General features: G+C 42.5%; 19 protein-coding genes. 11 read left to right on the forward strand and 8 right to left on the reverse strand.

The window, feature by feature from the left end; all coding sequences use genetic code 11:
- The first annotated feature begins 200 nt into the window (after window positions 1–200).
- Window positions 201–1,385 carry an MFS transporter gene (locus ACQKMP_RS19185; RefSeq protein ID WP_427470678.1) on the forward strand — a complete coding sequence of 395 codons (1,185 nt, stop codon included), beginning with the start codon at window positions 201–203 and terminating at the stop codon, window positions 1,383–1,385.
- A gap of 86 nt (window positions 1,386–1,471) precedes the next feature.
- On the opposite strand, the gene ACQKMP_RS19190 is transcribed toward ACQKMP_RS19185, so the two are convergent.
- Window positions 1,472–2,368: a LysR family transcriptional regulator gene (locus ACQKMP_RS19190; protein ID WP_427470471.1), complete on the reverse strand. Its 897-nt coding sequence runs from the start codon at window positions 2,366–2,368 to the stop codon at window positions 1,472–1,474.
- A 389-nt stretch (window positions 2,369–2,757) separates the two neighbouring features.
- On the opposite strand from ACQKMP_RS19190, the gene ACQKMP_RS19195 reads away from it, so the two are divergent.
- Window positions 2,758–3,429, forward strand: a complete 672-nt coding sequence (locus ACQKMP_RS19195) for an O-methyltransferase (RefSeq protein ID WP_427470473.1) — start codon at window positions 2,758–2,760, stop codon at window positions 3,427–3,429.
- 69 nt (window positions 3,430–3,498) lie between these two features.
- Window positions 3,499–4,044 carry a GNAT family N-acetyltransferase gene (locus tag ACQKMP_RS19200; RefSeq protein WP_427470475.1) on the forward strand — a complete coding sequence of 182 codons (546 nt, stop codon included), beginning with the start codon at window positions 3,499–3,501 and terminating at the stop codon, window positions 4,042–4,044.
- 65 nt (window positions 4,045–4,109) lie between these two features.
- On the opposite strand, the gene ACQKMP_RS19205 is transcribed toward ACQKMP_RS19200, so the two are convergent.
- From ACQKMP_RS19205 to ACQKMP_RS19225, 5 genes are all read right to left on the reverse strand, one after another.
- Complete coding sequence (locus ACQKMP_RS19205) at window positions 4,110–6,056, reverse strand: FtsX-like permease family protein (protein WP_427470477.1); 1,947 nt, start codon at window positions 6,054–6,056, stop codon at window positions 4,110–4,112.
- Window positions 6,046–6,807 carry an ABC transporter ATP-binding protein gene (locus ACQKMP_RS19210; RefSeq protein WP_149646232.1) on the reverse strand — a complete coding sequence of 254 codons (762 nt, stop codon included), beginning with the start codon at window positions 6,805–6,807 and terminating at the stop codon, window positions 6,046–6,048. The genes ACQKMP_RS19205 and ACQKMP_RS19210 overlap by 11 nt, the downstream gene beginning before the upstream one ends.
- Before the next feature lie 114 nt (window positions 6,808–6,921).
- Window positions 6,922–7,926 (reverse strand): sensor histidine kinase, encoded by a 1,005-nt coding sequence (locus ACQKMP_RS19215; RefSeq protein ID WP_339244465.1) that lies wholly within the window; start codon window positions 7,924–7,926, stop codon window positions 6,922–6,924.
- Window positions 7,923–8,612 carry a response regulator transcription factor gene (locus ACQKMP_RS19220; RefSeq protein ID WP_042193184.1) on the reverse strand — a complete coding sequence of 230 codons (690 nt, stop codon included), beginning with the start codon at window positions 8,610–8,612 and terminating at the stop codon, window positions 7,923–7,925. Before ACQKMP_RS19220 ends, ACQKMP_RS19215 begins: the two co-directional genes overlap by 4 nt.
- 26 nt (window positions 8,613–8,638) lie before the next feature.
- Window positions 8,639–9,529 (reverse strand): TetR/AcrR family transcriptional regulator, encoded by an 891-nt coding sequence (locus tag ACQKMP_RS19225; RefSeq protein WP_256716355.1) that lies wholly within the window; start codon window positions 9,527–9,529, stop codon window positions 8,639–8,641.
- A gap of 192 nt (window positions 9,530–9,721) precedes the next feature.
- Between ACQKMP_RS19225 and ACQKMP_RS19230 the strand changes: the two genes are divergently transcribed.
- Window positions 9,722–11,245 (forward strand): DHA2 family efflux MFS transporter permease subunit, encoded by a 1,524-nt coding sequence (locus ACQKMP_RS19230; protein ID WP_076285163.1) that lies wholly within the window; start codon window positions 9,722–9,724, stop codon window positions 11,243–11,245.
- A gap of 68 nt (window positions 11,246–11,313) precedes the next feature.
- On the opposite strand, the gene ACQKMP_RS19235 is transcribed toward ACQKMP_RS19230, so the two are convergent.
- Entirely contained in the window at window positions 11,314–12,357 is a 1,044-nt protein-coding gene (locus ACQKMP_RS19235) for a YncE family protein (protein ID WP_339268378.1), read from the reverse strand.
- 185 nt (window positions 12,358–12,542) lie between these two features.
- On the opposite strand from ACQKMP_RS19235, the gene ACQKMP_RS19240 reads away from it, so the two are divergent.
- The 7 genes from ACQKMP_RS19240 (at window position 12,543) to ACQKMP_RS19270 (ending at window position 20,161) form a co-directional block, all read left to right on the forward strand.
- Window positions 12,543–13,424: a nucleotidyltransferase domain-containing protein gene (locus ACQKMP_RS19240; protein ID WP_427470481.1), complete on the forward strand. Its 882-nt coding sequence runs from the start codon at window positions 12,543–12,545 to the stop codon at window positions 13,422–13,424.
- Between the two features lie 78 nt (window positions 13,425–13,502).
- Entirely contained in the window at window positions 13,503–14,252 is a 750-nt protein-coding gene (locus tag ACQKMP_RS19245) for a WecB/TagA/CpsF family glycosyltransferase (protein WP_427470483.1), read from the forward strand.
- A gap of 237 nt (window positions 14,253–14,489) precedes the next feature.
- Window positions 14,490–15,167 carry a helix-turn-helix transcriptional regulator gene (locus ACQKMP_RS19250; protein ID WP_042184354.1) on the forward strand — a complete coding sequence of 226 codons (678 nt, stop codon included), beginning with the start codon at window positions 14,490–14,492 and terminating at the stop codon, window positions 15,165–15,167.
- Window positions 15,168–15,203: 36 nt separating this feature from the next.
- Entirely contained in the window at window positions 15,204–16,379 is a 1,176-nt protein-coding gene (locus ACQKMP_RS19255) for a MalY/PatB family protein (protein WP_427470486.1), read from the forward strand.
- 78 nt (window positions 16,380–16,457) lie between these two features.
- Window positions 16,458–17,945 (forward strand): Na+/H+ antiporter NhaC, encoded by a 1,488-nt coding sequence (nhaC, locus tag ACQKMP_RS19260; RefSeq protein WP_339799941.1) that lies wholly within the window; start codon window positions 16,458–16,460, stop codon window positions 17,943–17,945.
- A gap of 14 nt (window positions 17,946–17,959) precedes the next feature.
- Window positions 17,960–18,349 (forward strand): RidA family protein, encoded by a 390-nt coding sequence (locus ACQKMP_RS19265; RefSeq protein ID WP_427470488.1) that lies wholly within the window; start codon window positions 17,960–17,962, stop codon window positions 18,347–18,349.
- Window positions 18,350–18,610: 261 nt separating this feature from the next.
- Complete coding sequence (locus ACQKMP_RS19270) at window positions 18,611–20,161, forward strand: flavocytochrome c (protein ID WP_042184362.1); 1,551 nt, start codon at window positions 18,611–18,613, stop codon at window positions 20,159–20,161.
- 114 nt (window positions 20,162–20,275) lie between these two features.
- Here the strand turns inward: ACQKMP_RS19270 and ACQKMP_RS19275 are convergent, their stop codons facing one another.
- Window positions 20,276–21,118 (reverse strand): ABC transporter ATP-binding protein, encoded by an 843-nt coding sequence (locus ACQKMP_RS19275; RefSeq protein ID WP_339244471.1) that lies wholly within the window; start codon window positions 21,116–21,118, stop codon window positions 20,276–20,278.
- Window positions 21,119–21,124: the final 6 nt, after the last annotated feature.

Genomic DNA, 21,124 nt, shown 5'->3' on the forward strand with positions numbered 1-21,124 from the left:
TCTAAAAAGAAACTATACGTTCATTATACAAAAGGTTATGTGAAGTAGCCAATCGCCTATTTACAAAACTGAACGTTCAGTATATATTTAAACTAATTAATGAACGTTGCGTTCAGTATTTAGAATCGAAGGGTGGAGAAATTATGAATCAAGGAAGACGAATGAATCCTGTAAGTTCAGGAAGTTCAGTGAATTCAGCGATGGAGCATGCGGAAGGAAAGACGATCCCTGGATGGATTATATTTCTATTAGCGGCCTCCTGCGGACTAATTGTGGCCAATCTGTATTACGCCCAAACCCTGATCGGACAGATCGCCCAAGCTACGCAGCTTTCTTCTGGGGCAGCGGGTCTGATTGTAACTTTGACCCAGGTAGGATACGTTCTTGGACTTTTGTTCGTAGTACCGCTTAGCGATATTATTGAGAATCGCCGCCTGACAGTGGTGTCGCTGGCTATGGTGGTGGTATCACTGGTAGCAGCCACACTAGCTCCGAATGCAGCGATCTTTTTGGGAGCATCCCTGTTCATTGGTCTCGGTTCCGTAGCTGCCCAGATTCTTGTGCCGTATGCGTCTTTTCTGGCTGCTGAAGAGCAGCGCGGCCGGGTGGTCGGTAATGTAATGAGTGGGCTGCTGCTCGGTATTATGTTCGCCCGGCCACTGGCCAGCTTTGTCTCTGGATTGTGGGGTTGGCATGCGATTTATGCCATATCCGCCGTAGTGATTGCCTTATTAACACTTCTATTGTCCCGTGTGCTGCCGCAGCGTCAACCTGTGCCTACAATGAATTATGGCGGATTGATCCGTTCTCTAGGTACTTTACTGAAGAGTACGCCAGTGTTACGCCGCCGGGCGATTTATCAGGCTTGCCTGTTTGGAGCTTTCAGCCTGTTCTGGACGACGGTCTCTTTGCATCTGGCCGATACGTATCATTTAAGTCAGCAAGGCATTGCCTTGTTTGCGCTGGCCGGTGTGGCTGGGGCTATCGCTTCTCCCATCGCTGGGAGATTGGCTGACCGGGGCTGGACCCGCCCTTTGACCGGACTTGCGTTTGTGCTGGCAGCTGTGGCTTTTCTTCTTGCTTACTTGTTTCAGAATGATTCAAGAGTGACGCTCGGATTGCTGGTTGCAGCAGCTATTATGCTGGATATGGGGGTATCGGGTAATCTGGTGCTTGGACAAAGGGCAATTTATTCCCTTGGCAACGAGGCGAGAGGACGTTTAAACGGATTATTTATGGCGATATTTTTTGTAGGCGGAGCCGTTGGCTCTTCACTAGGCGGCTGGGCATATGCGTACGGAGGCTGGAGTCTGACCAGCTTGATTGGTCTGGCGCTGCCGATCTTGGCCTTCTTGTACTATTTAACGGAGAAGAAGCAAGCGTAAGGCGTTCCAATAAAGCCGGTACTTACAAGGACTGCTCTCCGGGCTGGATATAGTCAGCCTAAAGAGCAGTCTTTTTTTGAAAAATCCTAAACGGTATAAGGATTTAGGCGGATCATTTGAATAAGGTTTGCCGCCGAGGCGGATAACGGTTCATTTTTTCGCGTACAGATCGCAATGCTGTTCTTCAGATGTATGCCTTTAACATAAACTCGGCATAACTCTCCACGTTCAACATATTCGCGAACAACGAGTGAAGAGACGAAGTTGGCGCCATACCCGGCGATAACGGCTTGAATCGCTTCATGAAGTCCGTTAAATTGCAAAGAGATCGTGGGAGCTGGCGTATTATATGTACGGCATAACGATAATAATCTCTCTCTCGTCGAACTCCCTTCCTCACGCATGACAAAGGGCTCCTTCATCATTTCGGATAAAGAAATTTGCAGATTTGCATAGGGGTGATGGGGTGCGACCACAAACCATAACTCATCCTGAAATAACTCTTCTGTCCGGATCGTATCTGGATAGGCCTCGGTAATCCCTCCGTAAATCGCCATATCCACGTCTACATTTAACAGCTGCTTCAGGGCATCGCTTGAATTGGTGGTAGTAATCACCATTTCCACTTGCTCATATTGTTGCTTGAACTTTGCGATCCAGGTAGGAATAAGGAAATGAGCAGGTAAATACGTCGAGGCTAGGCGGATACTTCCATTCGTGCCGTTAACGTAATCATGCGCGAATTGTTCGATCTGCTGTTCAACGGCAAAGAGTCTTTTGGCGAGCAGAGCAAGCTCTTCACCCGCATCCGTTAAAGCAATTCCTCTACCTTGAGGCTTAAATAGGGTGAAGGATATTTCCTTTTCGAATTTCTTGATCTGAGCCGTAATCGCAGGCTGACTGATATTTAAAGTTTCTGAGGCGCGTGTCACGCTACCCGTTGATGCGATCACATGGAATAAGCGTAAAGCATGTAGATTCATGATAAGCTCCTATCTGTTATCGTTTAATTCATATATATAATATATAGTTTAGTTTTAAAGATATATTATATTTATGATTATAACTGATTTACAATACAGGTATAAAGTTGAAGTTGAACTTGAAGTTGAAGTTGAATATGAACTTGTATTTTGGACTTAAATCTTTAGTTAGGGAAAGGGAGTAACGAAGAGGAGGTTTGGAACTGTAGGAGCGTTAGCGACCGCCTTTGTCTTTGGATTTCACCCACTATCAATTAGTAAATTAAAGAAATCTGAAGACAACAGCGGCCGGAAGTCCAAACACTCCTCGTAGGTACGAACGATCCCTAATTGTGGGTTGGAGTGTTCTTTTCAGTAAAGTAATTAAAACCAAAGGAGAAGTGATAAATATGAATCAACCGACTACATGGGATAAAGTCGATCAGTACATTACAGAACGTCTAATTCCGCAGGACTCCGTGCTGGAGGAAGTGTTGTCCGCGAATCAACAGGCAGGACTGCCGCCCTTTGATGTCTCACCTAGTCAGGGTAAATTCCTTAACCTATTGGTTCAAATGAAAGGTGCACGCCGGATTCTGGAGATTGGCACTTTGGGTGGATACAGTACAATTTGGATGGCAAGGGCGCTCCCGTCTGACGGACATATCGTTACCTTGGAGCTAGATCCATCGCATGCTCAGGTGGCTGGGGCCAATTTCGCGCTTGCTCAGGTAGATGATCTGATAGAACTTCGTATAGGCGATGCTTTGGGGCAATTGTCTCAGATGAAACAAGAGGGTGTGGAACCCTTTGACTTTATATTCATTGATGCCGATAAACCCAACAACCCTAACTATTTACAGTGGGCGCTTCAATTTTCCCGGCCCGGTACAGTGATTATAGGCGATAATGTGATTCGTGAAGGCGAGATCATTAACAAGAATAGCAAAGATCCTCGTGTAGTAGGCGTACGGGAATTTTATGATCTGTTGGCTGAAGAGCCTAAGATTTCGGCTACTGCCATTCAGACAGTGGGAAGTAAAGGGTATGATGGATTCGTATTGGGGATTGTGAATAGCTGATATATGTATTGCAATATCCAACAATTGTAATATAATCTATTGAAAATCCAATAGTGAGAGGTACTTTCTATGCAACCTACATTTGAAACACAAAGGTTAATACTAAGACCGTTTCAATCCACAGATGCAAGTAAAGTTCAAGAGCTTGCTGGGGATATAGAAGTAGCTAGAACAACGCTGTCTATTCCTCATCCATACCCTGATGGAGTGGCTGAATCATGGATTGGTGCCTGTAGGAAGAGCGCAGACGAAGGGGAAGGATTTCCTTTTGCTTTAATTAGTAAAGTGAGTAATACCTTAATAGGCTGTATGAGTCTAAATATAGACAAATCGCATCAAAGAGGTGAGCTTGCTTATTGGGTAGGAAGATCTTTTTGGGGAGATGGCTATGCGACTGAAGCAGCTAAGCGATTAATTGATTTTGGATTTGAAGACCTCGTATTAAATAAAATATGGGCAGCGGCAATGACTAGAAATCCTGCCTCCTCTAACGTTATGAAAAAAGCTGGAATGAGATTTGAAGGAGAATTTAAACGGCATATTTTAAAATGGGATAAATTCGAGGATATAGTCTTCTACGGGTTAACTAGAATTGAATATGAAGATAGGAGATAGGAGATAGAGGTATGATAACAACAAGGGGTTCCTAAGCCATGCTGGCTTGTGGAACCCCTCTTTTTTTAAAGTGACTCTTTAATTACCTTTTTATAATAGAACACGGATAGCACTGCAAAAATCGAATACAAAGCGGTGTATAGCAGCATCACCAGAATCATCGGTGTCATGAGCTCTGTACCGAAGAAGAACCATCCTGATTTTACGGCGAAGTAACTGTGAAGCAATCCAATGACTAATGGAATCCCAAAATTAAATAATTGTTTCGCCTGAATCCCTCTAAGCAGATCCCCTTGCGTGAAACCAAGCTTTCTGAGGATCGTGTAGTTGGGCTTTTCATTCTCACTTTCATCCATTTGTTTAAAGTAAAGAATGCATCCAGAGGTAATCAGGAACGTTAACCCCAGAAAGGCCACGATAAACATGATAAGTCCCATAGTTTGCTTTTGATTGTTCATCGTCTCCAGTTGAGAGTCGGTTATGTGGCCTTTTGCAAATTTCATGTTCTGAAAAAGCTCATTAGCCTGCTCAACGCTTGCCCGTTCTTTCATATCGATGCCGATATTAAGAGAGGACTTTCTTTGAAGGGCTGGATCTAGATCCTTCTTTAAGCGTTCAAAGGTCGTGTCGTCTACAATAGCAAGGGGTAAGCCACCACCTGTGAAATTGTATAAAACGGGGGCTTCCATATCAATTCTTTTATAAAACTGCGGAATGACTTCATGTTGTCCCTTGAATTCAATGCCACCCTGGTCCTTCATAGAAATCAGATTCTCCATTGCACTACTTGTCTTCGTAAAATAGGCCTCATCAGGGGATAGATCAATGCCCTCCAGCGAATTTTCACTGATGACGGGAAGAGTCATATTATTCGACATCATACCGAGCGACTTGGAATTTTCTGCCAGAATCTTCTCTATATTTACATCCACTTGAATGACTTCGGTTATTTTTTCCGTAAACAGCAAATTTTCAGTCGTTAATGCCTCTTTAAATTGTTTAGCATCCTGGATATCCGTAAGAATAAAATCTGACGGAACATAGAGCTTCGCACTTTTCTCAGCAGAGTAGAACGAAATATAACTCAAGGATAATAAACCCAGCGCCAGAGCTGATACCGTTGTAATGATGGTTAACAGTACGGCATTTGATTTCATTCGGAACATAATGGAGGAGAGAGACAACACCTCTTTAATATTCAGATACCCGTTTTTCTTTTTACGAATGAGATGAAAGATAAAGCTTACCGAGCCTTTATAAAAAAGATAAGTCCCGATGATAACTGAAGCCAGAATAGTGATCATGGATATAGATAGCTCAGTCATTGATGTTAAGTCTCCACTAAATAATCGAGATGAAATCGAATAGCCAAGCAGAATCAATCCAATCCCAACGATCCCTATAATCATTTCAAAGAAGGACAGCTTTTTCACGTTGCCTTCTGTGGTTGAGGTCACCCGGAATAAGGATAGAATGCTTTGTCTTTTAATAAATCCATAATTCATCAGCATGATCAAAAGATAGATTACAAAGAATACGATCAGCGTTTGAACCAGGGCTGGGGTAGAAAAACGAAGGGATGCTATCGCATCGATCCCCATTATTTTAAAAAGAATCATAAGAATTAATTTGGAAATAGAAAAGCCCACGGCTATTCCTAGAATTAAAGAACCAAAATATAGGATGAAATTCTCTGCCGAAAGGATTCGGAATATTTTACTTTTGGTCATCCCTATTAACTGGAACAGACCAATTTCTTTTCCCCGGCGTTTGATGAAGATAGTGTTTGCATATAACAGGAAAATGGATACAATCGCGACCAGTAAGACCGAGGCAGCCTTGATTGCTGCGCCACCTTTGATCGAGCCTTCTACTGCATCCATCGAGGGATCGTATTGCAACGTAACAAAGGCGAAATATAAGGCCACGCTAAAAACGAGAGCAAATACATACAGATAGTAATTTCTGATGTTTTTTCGCAGATTTCGAAGCATCAGTACATTAATGCTCATTCTGCACACCACCCAGTACACCTTGTGTTTTTATGATGTCATTAAAGAAGACTTGTCTTGATTGTTCTCCTTTATTTAATTGCGTATAGATCGTACCATCCTTTATAAAAATAACTCTACTGCAATAGCTAGCTGCCACTGGATCATGTGTAACCATAACGATCGTTGCTTTTCGTCTTTGATTTAGTTCACTCAGCTTGTTTAACAAATCAGAAGCAGATTTAGAGTCCAAGGCTCCTGTAGGTTCGTCAGCAAAAATAATGCTTGGATCATGAATGAAGGCTCTAGCTGCAGAGGTGCGTTGTTTTTGACCCCCAGAGATTTCATTCGGGTACTTATTTTTCAACTCTAAAATCCCCAGCTCCCTCGCGACGTTTTCGAATTTCTCATTGGCAATTTTCTTAGGGGTGTTGGTAATGGATAGAGGTAACAGGATGTTCTCCTTCACCGTCAGCGTATCTAAGAGATTGTATTCTTGAAAAATAAATCCTAAATGATTTTTCCGGAATTCAGCTAATTGCTTTTCTTTCATATTAGAAATTTCAGTACCCTCAATGGTAATCGATCCGTTGCTGATCTGATCAATTGACGAGAGAACGTTAAGTAGGGTGGTCTTTCCTGAACCGGAAGAGCCCATGATCCCAACAAATTCGCCTTCTTCTATAGAAATATCCAGTCCACTCAACACGGATTGTTTGTTTAATTTATTTCCGTAGCTTTTATGAATTTTAGTGGCTTCAAGAATTACCATAATGATTCACTCCCTTTTTATACTCGTTCTTTTTGTATAGCTTTATTATAAAAGGCTTTGTCGTTCTTATCCTTCGATTGCCCGAACAAAATAAAAAAGCATGTGACATTGTTGTCACACGCTTGAGAGCTTCACAAATTCATTTTTAAGCGGAAAGGTTAAAGTGAACGTCGTTCCTGATCCGAGCCTCGACTCAACTCCGATGACGATCAACAAGGATTGCGCCGCTTTTTTGGCTAAATATAATCCCATACCTGTGGCGGCATTGTCGCGATGCACGGTGGTGGAAGTAAATCCTCTATCAAATATCCGAGGCAGATCCTTGGGATCTATCCCGCGCCCGCCATCCTTCACCTTAAGAACGATATGCTCAGCTTGCTGATAGCTACTCACTGCAATATCTGAAGCCTCACTATATTTTACGGCGTTGGTTAGTAGTTGTCGGATAATAAAAGCCAGCCATTTGGCATCACTAAGCACTTCAGCTACTTCCAAGTTCAGCTCAAAGCCGATCCCCTTCTGAATACACCAGGATTGCAACGTCTTAATCTCCCCGAATATAAGCGTTTCTAAATCGATATGTTCTATATACAGATCATTTTCGATAAAGGGAATTCGCCTTTGATGTAGCTGTTGATCCAGCAGAAGATGTATGCGCAGCCATTCATAGGTCAGATGTTTCCTCATTACATCATCTTCGATTCGCTCAATCATTAAATGCATCGCTGTCAGAGGGGTCTTCACTTCATGAATCCACGATAATAGTTCATCTTTTTCCTGTTCTAACGTCATTTGATTGTTCGAGGCAGCCTGTTTTAACCATTTAGCTTGATTGATAATACTCTCTTCAATAATATGCTCAAACGGGCTTTCGGGGGTGGCGATACTCGTTACATCCAGATCATCATCTCGCTCAACCAAGCTTTTATAGAACCTGGTTTCTCTGGGATAGCGAAGGATTAAGAACATCACAAAAAAAAGCATCGACAAGGAGACCAGATAGAGAACTGAAGAGAATGGGATTGATGAATCCATATAGGTGACAAAAAGTATAAAAAGATTGGTAAAGAGGACTAGTAGGATCCAGCTACTTCTTTCCAAGAGATACTTTTTAATCATAGTGCTTCCTCTTCGATGGCCATATACCCTTGTCCTACTTTCGTTTCAATGAAACTACCTAAGCCTATCTCATCCAGCTTTTTTCGCAGCCGGTTTACGTTGACGGTAAGGGTGTTGTCACTTATAAAACGTTTATCATCCCACAAGCTATTGATTAATTCCTCGCGGGTGACGATTTTATTTTTTTTCTCAATAAGCAATTTCAATATAAAGATCTCGTTTTTCGTAAGCTCAATCGATCCCATATCATGCGTCAATACATTTCTCTCATAATCCACGGTTGCTCCACACCATGTCTTGAGCTCAAGGTTATCCGTGTTGTAATTGTAGACGCGCCGAAGAATCGCTTGTACTTTGGCAATGAGTACATCGAAATGGAAGGGCTTTTGAATATAGTCATCGGCTCCAAGTTGCATCGACATTACCATATCCGTAGGATGATCCCGGGATGATAAGAAGATAATCGGAAGGTTAGAGTGGGAACGAATCATTCGGCACCAATGAAACCCATCAAATTTAGGTAATTGGATGTCGATGATGACTAAATCAGGTTTGATCTCTATAAATTCCTGCGTGACATTGCTGAAATCTTGAATGCCATACACATCATAAGACCACTGGGTAAGTCGCTCCTTGATCTCATTAAACAGCGTTGAATCGTCTTCGATTAATAATAGCTTGAACAAATGCTTCACCACACTTTTAGTTAGCTTTACAGCATTTTAGATAATACATCCTGATAATGCTTAAACTCTTTGGCTTCATTTAGATTAGGACATGTTCTTAAGGATAGCAGAGCACTTTCGATTAAGAACTGTCTCGGTTCCTTGTTGTTCATGATTTCTTCCTGGATAAAGTATAACAGCTTTAGATAATTAGTGAGGTTCGCATCACCAGTTGTAAATGATCTCTCTATTACTTTTTTTAAGCTGATGGTCGCAAAGGATAAATCATTATTGAAAAAATCACTGTATTCCGCTGCGGGTAATAATTTGCCCACATGCTCTGGTGAGATGAGTTGAATGCCCATTTGACTTACTTCTTCAACAATGGTTTGGATAAGCGTAGTGCAATAATCAATGATCTGCTTAGAGGTGATGACTTCATTCATAGCACTGTTGATTTGTAGCATATTTTGTAGAATTCCTGTAAAAATGATGGCTCCGTCCAGTAAATAGGGTTTCTTATCCTCAGGGAAAATATGAAGGAAACGTTCATGTACCCAGGTAAGGAGGTTGAACTTTGTTTTTTTGATAAACGTTATTAAGTCTGGGTCATTGGAGACCAAAGCATCTTCTACGAGCTGTAACAATTTATTTTTCTTATTGATTTTCATGACCAGCTGAATCTGCTCGGCAAATATCTTAATGTCAGAAGGATCTTGACCTATGAGCAGGGAATTTCGCCCTTCTTCAAGTCGATCGTGAATGGACGTAAATACAGCCTTAAAGAGATCCCCTTTTGAAGGGAAATAGTTATAAAAAGATCCTTTGGAGATCCGGCTATGATTCAAAATATCCTGAATGGATGTGGCGTGGTAGCCTTTTTCAATAAATAATTCATGCGCTTTATGAACCACTTGCTCTTTTCGTTTATTTATCATCTGAGGTGCCCCTTTAAGCTGAACTCTTTGTTCCAATATAGACTAGCGTATATTTCCACTTAATACAATTTCAATTTTAAGTGATTTTTGTCTTGCCAAGCGAGAAATAAGGGAGTAATATATTCTACACCGGATTATAACACGAGTTCAATTTTGAACCGTTAGTATGATTATAGAATGGAGGATTCCAAAATGAAAGCAAAAGAAAGTAAAGCATCTTACGGGATATTGGCAATCCTCATGATTGGTGCATTTGTTGCTTTACTGAGTAATACCCTACTCAATATAGCTTTACCATCGATTATGAAGGATTTTAATGTCAGTGCCTCAACGGTACAGTGGCTATCAACGGGCTATATGCTGGTGAACGGGATCATGATTCCTTCAACAGCTTTTTTGATTCAAAAGTATACCGCGAGACGGTTGTTCTTAATCGCGATTGGATTATTTGCGATAGGAACCTTTATCGGCGGATTAGCACCAAGCTTCCCTGTGTTGCTGATCGCCAGAATGGTTCAGGCTTCAGGGGCTGCGATCATGATGCCATTATTAATGAATGTGTTGTTCACTACCTTTCCACCTGAGAAACGTGGTTCAGCTATGGGGATGTTCGGGCTGGTTATGATTTTTGCACCAGCTATCGGACCTACATTATCTGGATGGATTATTCAGCACTATGAATGGCCTGTACTATTCTTTATGATTGCCCCAATCGCCGTATTGGTGTTCATTCTGGCCTTCTTCAAATTGCATGATCCTAAAAAAGATGTGGCTATTAAGATTGATTTCTTATCTGTAGTTCTATCAGCGATTGGTTTCGGGGGTCTCCTATACGGCTTCAGTTCTGCTGGGAACAAAGGATGGGATGATCCAATGGTCTACTCCGCGCTTATTATCGGAGCGATTGGATTAGTGATCTTCATTATGCGCCAAATGAAGATGAAGGAGCCTATGCTTAACTTCAGAGTGTACAAATATCCGATGTTCGCTTTATCCTCAGCGATTTCGATTACACTGAATATGGCAATGTTCTCAGCGATGATGCTAATGCCGATTTACCTGCAAAATATTAGAGGGATTTCACCACTGGATTCGGGACTTCTAATGTTGCCTGGTGCGTTAATTATGGGTGTTATGTCTCCAATCACAGGTAAATTGTTCGATAAATTCGGCGGTAAGGTATTAGCGCTAATTGGTCTAGCGATTGTAGTGATTAGTACGTATTTCTTTAGTGATCTGACTGAAACGACTAAATATTCGACCCTCATGATTCTATATTCGGTGAGAATGTTCGGGATCTCTATGGTGATGATGCCAGTTATGACCAATGGTTTGAATTCTATCCCAGCCAAATATACGCCGCATGGTACAGCTATGAACAGTACGATTCAGCAAGTATCAGGGGCGATAGGTGGGGCACTGCTCGTAACCATTATGTCTAACAGTACCACTTCACATGTGAAAGATATGGTCGCTGATGCTGTAAGTAAATTAACGGCTAAACCTTCGGCAGACCAATTGCTTGGTATACAAAATCAAGTCATTGCGAAAGCTACTATTGAAGGAATTAACGATGCATTCTTGGTATCTGTAGGCGTAGCGATTATTGCATTTATTCTAGCCTTCTTTATTAAAAGAGGTGTACAGCCTAAGGAAACGGCAGAAGAGAAAGTGACTGCAAAGAAAGTAGCTGCTAAGCAAGTTACAACGCATTAGTCTATATTCAAAAAGGCGCTCACCTTATAGGTGAAGCGCCTTTTTTTGCAAATATAAGAAAGTAAAGATTACTTATAATGATGTGTTAATCTTGGACCATCCTGAATGACTGTGATGGAATTGTCGTTTGCGACATATAACCTGTTCGTTAGTGGATTAAGTGCGATGTTTACGCCTGTTACGGAGGGGAATACCGCGATTCTTTTAAACGTACTGGCGTTATACACGGACATTCTGTTCTTATTGAAATTACTGACAAATAAATGATTTGTAATCGGGTTGATGAATGTGCTGGAGGAGGAAGATAACACTCTAGTTGCAATCACTTTATTGGTATTTCCATTAAGCACAAAAAGCTTCCCTTGTTTAACCTGTTGAGCACTGGACACGTAAACACGGTTTGTAAGCGGATTAAGGATGACCTCGCTTTGTAACCGTCCAAGCTGTACATTCTTGAGGAGCTTGTTGGTGCGGCCATTGATCACGGAAAGAAAGCGGCTTAAGTTGTTCGCTACATAAATACGGTTCGTAATCGGATTTAGCGCAGGTGTGATTACTGGGTTGTTGCCAACCTTGATGGTTGCTATTACAGTTTGTGTACTACCGTTAATGACAGATACGGAATTGTTTATCGTATTCGTTACATAAATGCGATTGGTACGTTTATTAATGACGATAGCGGAAGGGCGGCCGCCGATCTGGATAGTAGTCCGAATGCAGTTCGATCTGCCATCGATGACGGTTACGATGCCAGAGGCACTCGACACATAAATCAGGTTCGTTCGAACATTAACGTTAACACTATCAGGGTTCCTGCCCACTTGGAGGGTCTTGATTACACGGTTTGTCCGTCCGCTAATTACAGATACCGTTCCATCGCGGAAGTTAGTGACGTACACACGGTTTGTTCTTGGGTTGATGGCAAGCTTGAGCGGAAATCTACCTACTTGTATGGTTGCAATGATCCGATTGGTCAGGGTACTTAATACACCAACAGTTCCGGCTGTAGTGTTAGGATTTACGAAGTATACCCGATTGGTGATGGGATTTACCTCAATATCTCCGACAGGTACGGATGTAGGAACTGTGGTTATGATGGTGGGTAACGCCATGATATAACCCCCTCTTCAAATGACTAGATGATTCATTATATTTGGGCAAGGGCAAAAGGGTACTATATATCGTTGCAAGATGTATCTCTAGAGTATAGAATGATATTCCAAAATCCACATTTCAGATTAAATGTAAGCGCTATATTTACAAGAGGATTGAGATCGATTGGAGGCTGATGGATACGATGATGAAATCAGTATTGTCGGATATTTTACTAACACCTGATAAGTTGCTACTTCATCGCGAATTACTAGAGGAGATTGGAAAGTTCATTACGAAAGAGATCCTAAATCATCCGTTATTGCAAGAAGATCGTCAGAGGGTAAGCATTATCCTAGATGGATCGACCGCACTCGGGGTGGTAGATGGGCAGTCGGATGTAGATATAATCATTATTTGTGAGGATGAGTCTTACAACAGTATTAATCATCGGTTCGAGGAAGCGGGGCTAATTCCGGAGCACAGTAGTTTTTTTATGGATTTAAGGCTTCCGAGTGGGAAGACAGGGCATTATACACTCCATAAAATATCTGATATCAAAGAAGCTTTAATGAGCGGGGATATGGAATGGCTGTGGAATGCATCAGTGTCCTATATTTACTACGATCTGCTGGATCTGAAGTCACTTTTTCATTCCTATGTTCCACTCCAATCTGAAGTGTTAATGAAAATTCGTAAGAATTCATACATACAGCTAAGAAGCTATGCTAGAAGTCTAGATAATCCTGTAGTTCGTGGCGACGCCTTTCCAATCTTGTTCTTAGCGGTTTCCCTTTATAAAGAGGCTTTACGCTGTGCAATCACTATTGAAGGTTATCCGTATCCCTATGACAAATGGCTTGTTCCCGTAGCGCAGCAAACGGTCGTAGGTCGAAAGATTTTGGAGTGTGCAGGCGATTTTTGGAGTTATCTTAGAGAGGATGAATCCTTTGCTCCCATGTACCAGGAGGACAATAATTTTGTCAAAATGGAAAAACAATTTCGAAAGATACTTTTGGAGGAATTCCGCCTGCGGGGGATCGATGAACCTTGGTTAATAGAGTGGTGGAAGTTTTTGGAGGAATAAACGGAGTAATGACGCTGACTATCCTTCTTGATTACGGTAAGGTATACTGGAATGAACTTTTCAGTAAGAGGTGATTAAATGGCTGGGACAGTCTCTATATTAGGCGTTCCTTTTTCAAAACTAACACTAAACGAGACAACACTTCATCTAACAAAACATATTCAATCCGGAGAACCGAAGCTATTTCATTTGATTACGGCGAACCCGGAAATTACGATAACAAGCCAATCGGATGAGCTGCTTCGAACCATACTCCATGAGGCAGATTTGATTACTCCTGATGGGATTGGCATTGTGCTGGCATCGAGAAGAAAAGGTGACCCTATAGCTGAACGAGTTACGGGGTATGAACTACTTCTTGAGCTGCTCGCACAAGGGAATAAGCTGGGCTGGAGCTTTTATTTCTTAGGCACGGATGAGCATACCAGCTGTAAAGCGGTCGAAAAGATTACAGAGCTATATCCGAATGTGAAAATTGCCGGAAGACATAATGGTTTTCTTGCTAAAGAAGAGGAACCGGCCATTGTGGCAGAGATTCAGCACGCACAGCCAGATTTCCTGATTGTCGCGATGGGGGCTCCATACTCTGACAAGTGGGTTTCTAAGCATAAACAGGCGCTTTCTCAGGTTAAGGTTGTGTTTGGCGTGGGGGGAAGCTTGGATGTTATAGCGGGAAAAGTGACTCCAGCCCCTGCGATATGGAAGAAACTCAATTTGGAGTGGCTGCATCGACTCTTATTCGCACCTGTGGCCAAAGGACAAAAGTCGCGCTGGCGCAGGCAAGCAGTTCTTCCTAAATTCGTGTATCGAGCTATGATTAGGAAATAAGATACAGCAGTAAATATCGTCTTTCACTATTTCTGCAATTTGTAGAAATAGTGAAAGACTTTTTTTGTTATCGCTTTACAGGAAATATGCCCTAAGTATTTAAGAGAGAATATTGGCTGGAACAATTCCAATATATTACTGATTGCTTTTTTAAGAATGTTGTAATAAAATCTTATCAAGATAATAAATTATTATCAAAATAGAAAAGACGTAAAACGAAAGGAGTGAGATGCTCACATGTTAGAAGATCGCAGCTGCCTGGAGTCCTATTTTCCAATCGCTTCTTTTATTGCTTCAATTATAGGTTCAAAATGTGAGGTTGTTATTCATGATATAAGCAATCCAGAGCGTTCAATTATTTTTATTGAGAACGGATACATTAGTGGGCGTAAAGTAGGCGATAGTTCAACAGATCTCGTGCTTAAGCTGTTGAAAGATGAGTCCTACCGTGAGCAACCGTTTATTGCTAACTATAAAGCGCGTGGTTCGCAAGGTCAGGTATTTCGCTCCGCTACTTATTATATTAAAAACAGCAGCAGCGAATTGGTCGGTATGATGTGTATTAACATTGATGTCACGCATATGGAGGTTGCAGCTGAGTGGATACAAAACATTTTGCAAGGAGGATCAACACTTCCACCAGTACCGTTAATACCACAACAAGAGGTTGTAGAGAAGCAGACGGAAGAGTATTTACAAGGAAACGTAGATGACCTGCTCCAGCACATGATTGATTCGGTGCTCGGTAAAATTAATGTCCCGGCAGAGCGATTGTCCTCGAAAGAGAAGATTGAACTTGTGAAAGTACTTAACGAGCAGGGCGTGTTTCTACTTAAAGGTGGAGTTTCTCAAGTCGCTAAGACCTTGATGATATCTGAGCCAACAGTTTATCGTTATTTGCAAAAAATTAAGTGAGAATAAACAGAACTCTCAAGAGAGGAAGTGGGCTAGATGACAATTGACTTTGATAAGGTTGTTAGCCGATATGGGACCAATTGCGCTAAATGGGATGGTATGGCGCAAGTTTTGGGCAGAGAAATGATAGCGCTTTCCGTCGCGGATATGGATCTTCAAGCCCCTCCACAGGTGATTGAGCGAGTAACGGAGATGGCGAAGCATGGCATATATGGATATACCGATCCTTTTCCACCTTATTATGAGGCAGTTCAGGGATGGATTAAAAAAGCTTACGATTGGGAGGTTCCGCAAGAATGGATCGTGTTTTGCCCTCGTATTGTGCAAGCGGTTTCTCTGATCATTCAGAACTTCACTCAACCAGGTGATCAAGTGTTAATCCATACTCCAGCCTATCAGCCGGTTGCTAAATCAGTAGAACTAAATAACCGCGTATTAGTGGAAAGTCCACTTCGTGAGGTGAACGGGCGTTATGAGATCGATTTTGCTGATATGGAGTTGCGGATGCAAGCAGGGGTTAAAATTGTACTGCTCATCTCACCGCATAATCCGGTTGGACGAGTATGGACACGAGCTGAACTAGAACGAATCGTTAGCTTGTGTACAAAGTATGATGCTTATATTGTATCGGATGATATTCATGCCGATTTTATCCATGAAGGCCATGAGCATACGATAATCGGAAAGATATCGACTGAGGCAGAGCAGCGATCCTTTATCTGTACTTCCCCAGGGAAGACCTTCAATCTTGCAAGCCTTGAAATTGCTAACATCGTGATTCCGAATGATCAGCTGCGTGAGAAATTCAGACATTGCTTACAGCAAGCAGGCTGTCATAACCCAACCTTTTTTGCAGTACCTGCATTAGAAGTGGCTTATACGGAATGCGATGAATGGCTGGAAGAATTACGAGGGTATATCACGGCCAATATCGATTGGGTGAAAGCTTATATAGCTGAATATATGCCTGAGCTTCGCGTGATCGAGTCAGAAGGAACTTATCTATTATGGGTGGATTGTAGGACAATTAGCACCAACGAAGCAGAGCTAAAGCAGTGGATTGAGTCCGATGCTAAGGTTAGTGTGAGCTTTGGAACAGGTTTTGGGGCATCAGGAGAAGGCTTTATTCGCTTAAATATTGCAACGCCATTGCCCATGTTACAAGAAGCTTTTCATCGGCTGTATCGAGCCTATCCATTAAAAAATTCATAATAAAAAACTCTTTATCAATGACCTTGAAAGACCTCGTTAGTAGCCTTTCTCAGATCCGTATCAAGGGGGAGAATAATCATGTCCAAATCAGAAACACCAAGAGTCAAGAAACAGCCGACGATGTTCTTAGCGCTATTGCCGATTATTACGATGATTGTGTTACTTAGTTTAGGGTATGTGTTGTTTGAATTACCACCAGAACCACTTATTATTACCTCAGCGGTTGTTGCTGGTATTATCGCGATTATTCTTGGTTATAGCTATAACGACATACTAGAATCTATCGCTGGTAAGATCGCGAAAACGATGCCCGCCATTCTTATTCTGATCATGGTTGGTTTTATGATTGGGGCATGGATGGTTGGTGGAACGATTCCGATGATGATTTACTATGGATTGAAAATTATTAGTCCACAATTTCTGCTTATTACCGCATTTATTGCGACAGCTGCCGTTTCGCTTTGTACGGGCACATCTTGGGGGTCAGCGGGAACGATCGGGGTTGCTTTTATGGGTGTCGGCGCGGGTATGGATTCAAACCTGGCAGCAGTGGCTGGTGCTGTAGTTGCAGGTGCTTATTTTGGTGATAAATTGTCACCGCTTTCAGACACAACGAATATTGCGGCGTTAGCAACAGGTGTCAATCTATATGAGCATATTGGACATTTATTGTATACCACAATTCCTTCCTTTATTGTCGCAAGCGTTGTTTTTATTATCACAGGCCTAAACACAGATGCCGCAGGTGCTATTGTTCCGGAGAAGGTTGGAACAATTATGGGATCGTTGAATACCATTTATGACTTTAATCTGCTGCTTATAGTACCCGTATTAATCATCTTGTATGGTTCAATCACGAAGAAACCGACAATACCGGTCATGCTGATTTCTTCTATGTTCGCTATGGCTAACGCACTTGTATTCCAGGGATTTACTTTGAATGATGTCGTATCTTCTGTTGTTAATGGATTTAATATTTCTATGGTTCAAGTAGCTGGGTTTGATTCTGCCAACGTTATTGAAGATGTACCCCGTCTTCTAAATCGTGGCGGAATGAACTCCATGATGGGTACACTTCTCATTTGCTTCTGTGCAATCACGTTCGCTGGAACCATATCTCTGACGAAGTCCTTGGAATTGATTGTTAATAAGCTTTTGAAGTTCGTCCATTCCACAGGTTCAATGATCGTAGCAACAATTGTTACAGGTCTTACGATGATCGGAGTTACAAGTAATGGTCAGGTATCCATCTTAATGCCAGGTGAAATGCTGCGTGAAGCATATATCCGTCGGGGCTTGCATCCGAAGAACTTGGGACGTACCATCGAGGATTCAGCGGCGATTACCGAGCCTATTCTGCCTTGGACAGCTGCAGGTGCTTATATGGCGGGTACGCTGGGTGTTGCAACGCTAGATTATTTACCTTGGGCTGTTCTCTGTTGGACAGGAATAATCTTTGCGACGATATGGGGCTTCACGGGATTCGGTATCGCAAAGTTAACGCCAGAGCAACAGGCAGAAATGCTAAAGGAATATGACGGTAACACTAATGAACAAGCTGGATAAAGGAGTCTTTTAAAATGACAAATATGCATAAAGAAACTGTAATAACAACGGATGCACCAGGTGCAATTGGACCCTACTCTCAAGCTGTAAAGCTTGGGAATGTCCTATATACTTCAGGACAACTCGGACTAGACCCGGTTAAGGGGACTTTTCCTGCTACGGTTGAGGAACAGACGGAACGGTCGTTGCTGAATGTCAAAGCCATACTGGAAGCGGCGGGTACAAGCATGGACCAGGTAATTAAGACGACCGTTTTCCTAAAGGATATGAATGATTTTCTTAAGGTGAATGAGATTTATGGAAGGTTTTTTGCTCAGCCATACCCTGCTCGCAGCGCTGTTGAAGTAGCACGTCTGCCTAAGGATGGGCTCGTAGAAATTGAAGTTATAGCTTATATACCATAAGAGAGCAGACAGTAGATACTACCCAAATTTGTGTTTCAAAACGTTGATTAGAAAATAAGTCAGAGAGCCGCCCTGGATAGGGTGGCTTTCTTAATTGTGAGCAGATTCGTAATTGAAATTGAAAATTTTTATGAAAATTTAAAGTGAAAATATTCATGAAAATGTAACAGTAACCATAACTAATTACATAAAAAACTTCCCAAAACAGTATCTTTGCGTTATCATAAATGTGAAAACATTCACAAAAGGGGCGTTATAAAGATGAAGAAGACATCAAGTGCTGCTCTTATTCTCATTCTCTCTGTCATGCTCGTGATCGCAGGCTGCGGTAACAGTAATAGCAACACTACAGCTAGTAGTAATGGCAACGAGAACAAGAGTAAGGTCAATGAGACGGCTAACAATGATAAAGCTGAAGCCGTATCAGGCGCATCAGAGGCTAGCTACACACCAATGGATCAACTAAAAGATAATTATGATATCGTTATTGTTGGTGCTGGTGGTGCGGGTATGTCTGCTGCACTGGAAGCTAAGGCTAAAGGCTTGAACCCGGTTATTTTAGAAAAAATGCCAGTTGCAGGTGGGAATACAAGTAAATCCTCCTCAGGAATGAACGCTTCCCAAACGAAATTTCAAAAAGAGCAAAGCATTGAAGATAGCAATGATAAGTTTTATGAAGAGACCTTAAAGGGCGGGCATGACACGAACGATAAAGAGATGCTTCGCTTCTTCGTGGACAATTCTGCAAGTGCTATCGATTGGTTGGATTCGATCGGAATCAGACTGAACAATATCACAATTACAGGCGGTATGAACGAAAAACGTACCCATCGTCCAGAAGACGGCTCTGCGGTAGGCCAATATCTTGTCAAAGGTTTGGTTAAGAACGTACAAGAAAAAGAAATTCCATTGTTTGTGAATGCAGATGTGAAGGAAATTACCCAAAAAGACGGTAAGGTTGACGGAGTAAAAGTACTCTTTAACCAGGCCGATGAAAAAACCATTACAGCGAAGGCAGTTGTTGTAACAACTGGCGGTTTCGGTGCCGATATGGATATGATCTCTAAAGTCAGACCTGATCTGGAAGGATACGTTACGACTAACCAGATCGGCAGCACCGGAGACGGCATCAAGATGATCGAGGCACTAGGCGGAACAACCGTTGATATGGATCAAATCCAGGTTCACCCGACAGTTCAACAAGAAAAATCTTATCTGATCGGGGAAGCTGTACGCGGCGAAGGTTCTATCCTCGTAAATAGCGAAGGCACACGGTTCGTAAACGAATTGACTACACGTGATAAAGTTACCGAAGCGATCAATGCACTTCCTGAAAAAGCGGCAACGCTTGTCTTTGATTCCGGCGTCAAATCACGCGTGAAAGCAATTGAACAATATGACAAAATGGGCTTCGTAATCCAAGCGGATACCATCGAAGCATTGGCGAAAGAAATCGGTGTTCCAGCCGATAAGCTAAAAGCGACACTTGATACTTGGAACAGCGCGGTAAAGAACAAGAACGATGCTGAATTCGGCAGAACAACAGGGATGGACAACGATTTGTCCGCGGGTCCTTACTACGCTATTAAGATCGCCCCAGGGATTCATTACACCATGGGCGGCGTGAAGATCAATACGAACACAGAAGTATTAAATAAAGACGGCGCTGCTATTCCTGGCCTGTATGCGGCTGGTGAAGTTACAGGTGGATTGCACGGTCAAAACCGGATCGGCGGTAACTCTGTAGCAGAAATCATTATTTTCGGCCGTCAAGCAGGGGTTAAATCTGCTGAGTTTGTACAAGCACAATAAGATTTAACTGCTATTCTGGTTAAAACAAAAGAACCGCTTGGGCTAATTGAAGCCCGGGCGGTTCTTTGTTTAATCTCTCGTTTAAAGTGAGTGGAGTGACCTCTATTCAAAAAGCTACTTCTCGCTTTTAGCTTGTTCTTCTCGCATCCACTGTGACAGCTGGCGTTTGAGTTTAAGGAATTCCGGGGAATCCGTAATCTCATCGCGGCGTGGCCGTGGAAATGGCACATCAACAGTATGTAGGATGGAGCCAGGGCGACCCGAGAATACATAAATACGATTCGAGAGCAGCAACGCTTCTTCGATGTTATGGGTAATGAATAGCACGGAGCGGCGATTCTCCTCCCACAGCTCCAGCAGCCAGCGCTGCATTTCACTGCGAGTTAGTGCATCCAGTGCGCTGAAAGGTTCATCGAGCAGCATCAACTCCTGCGGAGCCAGCAATGCTCTGAGAAAAGCAGCACGCTGCTGCATCCCGCCAGACAGCATATGCGGATAAGCCTGTTCGAATCCATTCAAGCCAACCTTTGCGAGCCATTGGCGCGCTTCTTCACGAGCTCCATCCTGCAGAGCGCCTTTAATTTCTCCGGCTAGCAGTACATTATCTTCAATCGTTCGCCAAGGAAAAAGCGCAGGCTGCTGCGGCATATAACTGATTTCACCACGTTGACCTGTAACGACCTTGCCGCTCATGCGGATCGTTCCTGCATCAGGCTTCACTAGTCCGCCGATCATATGGAATAAGGTGCTTTTTCCGCAGCCGGAAGGACCGACGATCGAAACGAACTCTTGCTGCTCTACCTTAAGAGAGACGTTGTTAAGCACGTTCGTCTCGCGGCGACGATGGGTGAAGGACTTGGAGATGCCGCTTACTTCAAGAGCAGGTGGTGCAGTATGAGCTTCAGGAGAGCTTGTGTTTTCAGTTGTTCTTTGCTCTATTTGCGTCGCTTGAGACATACAGGC

It is taken from the genome of Paenibacillus sp. NPDC101420 (assembly GCF_050277435.1).
Classification (GTDB): domain Bacteria; phylum Bacillota; class Bacilli; order Paenibacillales; family Paenibacillaceae; genus Paenibacillus_AQ.